Here is a 1,864-nt window from a genome sequence, read left to right on the forward strand (position 1 = left end):
GCTCTTATCACCCCATGTCCATCAGTTCTTACCTCAAAGCCCTCGCCTCGGTATTCACCTCGTCCTTGGGGGGTGGTAAGACGTCTGATGTGTCCTAGGTTAATCTCGGTGTGTAGGTGGTCGGATTTTAGGTGGGTTTGGAGTTTGTCTTTAGTGTCATCCATGATGAGTTGGTTGGATTTGTCTCCCCCATACTCTTTGGAGCGGATGCCAGAGAGGACTTTTTCATGAGGGAGGGTGTATAGAGGCATGTTGTTTGGATTGGTCAAAGAGCCTGCCACATAGGGCATGTCAGGATTGCCTCCAAAGAAGTCAATGATGACCTCTTGGCCTGCTCTGGGCAGTGCAATGTGCCCATAGTGATCTCCTGCCCAGGTACTGGCGACACGAAGATAGCAGGTGTTTATCTGACTTAGGTCATCTTTGTCATCACCGGTGCGATTGTCTACAAGGTGTCTTTGGGCGAGTGTGGGTTTGTCCCAGTGGAACTTAACTTTGATGCGACCGTATTGGTCGGTGTGTATCTCTTCACCTTCTTGGGCGACGACAGTGGCGGTTTGGGTGCGGGCAATGGGTCTTGGGCAGGGGGTTGTGGGTACAAGCGGATGTGTGGCAGGGTATGCAGTAAAGCTTGTATCAGCGGTGTAGTACTGATGGGTGTTGTTGTCTTCATCGATGGGTTTGATGCTCATCTGTAAGGCGTAGACGACCCAGTCGGTATTCATGCTTTGATGAGGGTGACCTGTTAGGGTAAATAAGTGGGCAACCTGTATGCCCTTTAGTCTGCCATGTGCGGTGGCACTTAGGCTTTGATGCCGATAAGCGGCGGTGAGCTGTTCGTTTTTTGTGGCTAGCTCATCACCCCCTGCTCGTCTGCCTTGATGCCATTCATAGCGTTGTAGGTGATGGATGAGTGCTTGATGTGGTTTGTGTGTGTCAGTTTGCACCCCTTTTATGGTATCATGAGCCATTAGGGGTTCATTAGGGGCTTTAAACTGATAATCAGATAAGAGACTTTGGGCACAGGTCAGTCTGCTTTTGGGGGTAAAGTGTTCTAGGTATTCAGCATACGCTGGCATACGCTGATTGGGCAGGTTGAGTGTTAGGGTGTCATAAAAGGGATTGGCGTGTCTTTTTAGGTGACTGACATGGTCGGTGATGATTAGGGTGTGATTGTCTTTGGTGTGTTCAAAGTAAAAGCTGATGCCATGCTCACTCATAAGGCGAGTGATGAATGCGTGGTCTGATTCGTCATATTGGGTTTGGTAGTCTTGTTTAGGATAGTCATGGGTGAGTTCAAACTGCCAAGGATAAGGGTAGCAGGATAACACCTCTTCGATGATTTGTGGGATGGATTTGTGTTGGTGGATGTGATAGTTATTTGTTTTGGTGAGTAGGTAAGTCCATGGAGATAAGGTGAGTTCATAGACGGCATGCCTGTTGTGTGTGGTGAGTTTGGCACAGCCGGTGATGATGCCATGTCTTGTGACTTGTCCTGTGATGGTCCTATCATCGATGGGGTGTTTGTCATTTAAGTCAAGGGATATGCCTAAGGGCGTGCCGATGAGGGCGGTTAGGTCTAAGTGAGAGGCGACGCTTTGGTAGGAGATGGTGTCTTGGTGGGGGGTAGCCTCTTTGGGGTGGATGATACTGCCATGATAAGCTTCAAAACTGACATAACCTTCTAGTCCCTCTATACCATGGGCAGGGTTGCCATGTTCGTCTTTGGCTTTGACGATGAGTTTGTATTCAAACAGTCCGTTGATACTCTCTACCCCTTGTAAGCTGTCGAACCATAGATAAGGAGTGCCAGATACACTTTTGGGCAGATAAACAGAGTGTAGATGAGCACGATGGTTCATGG

Annotated in this window: 1 protein-coding gene; it reads right to left on the reverse strand. The window is 48.7% G+C overall.

The features are described from left to right. The coding region (locus B0182_RS10550) for a type VI secretion system Vgr family protein (RefSeq protein ID WP_143821721.1) at positions 1 to 1,864 on the reverse strand (1,864 nt) is incomplete at both ends.

The organism is Moraxella bovis (assembly GCF_002014975.1).
In the GTDB taxonomy this organism is placed as follows: domain Bacteria; phylum Pseudomonadota; class Gammaproteobacteria; order Pseudomonadales; family Moraxellaceae; genus Moraxella; species Moraxella bovis.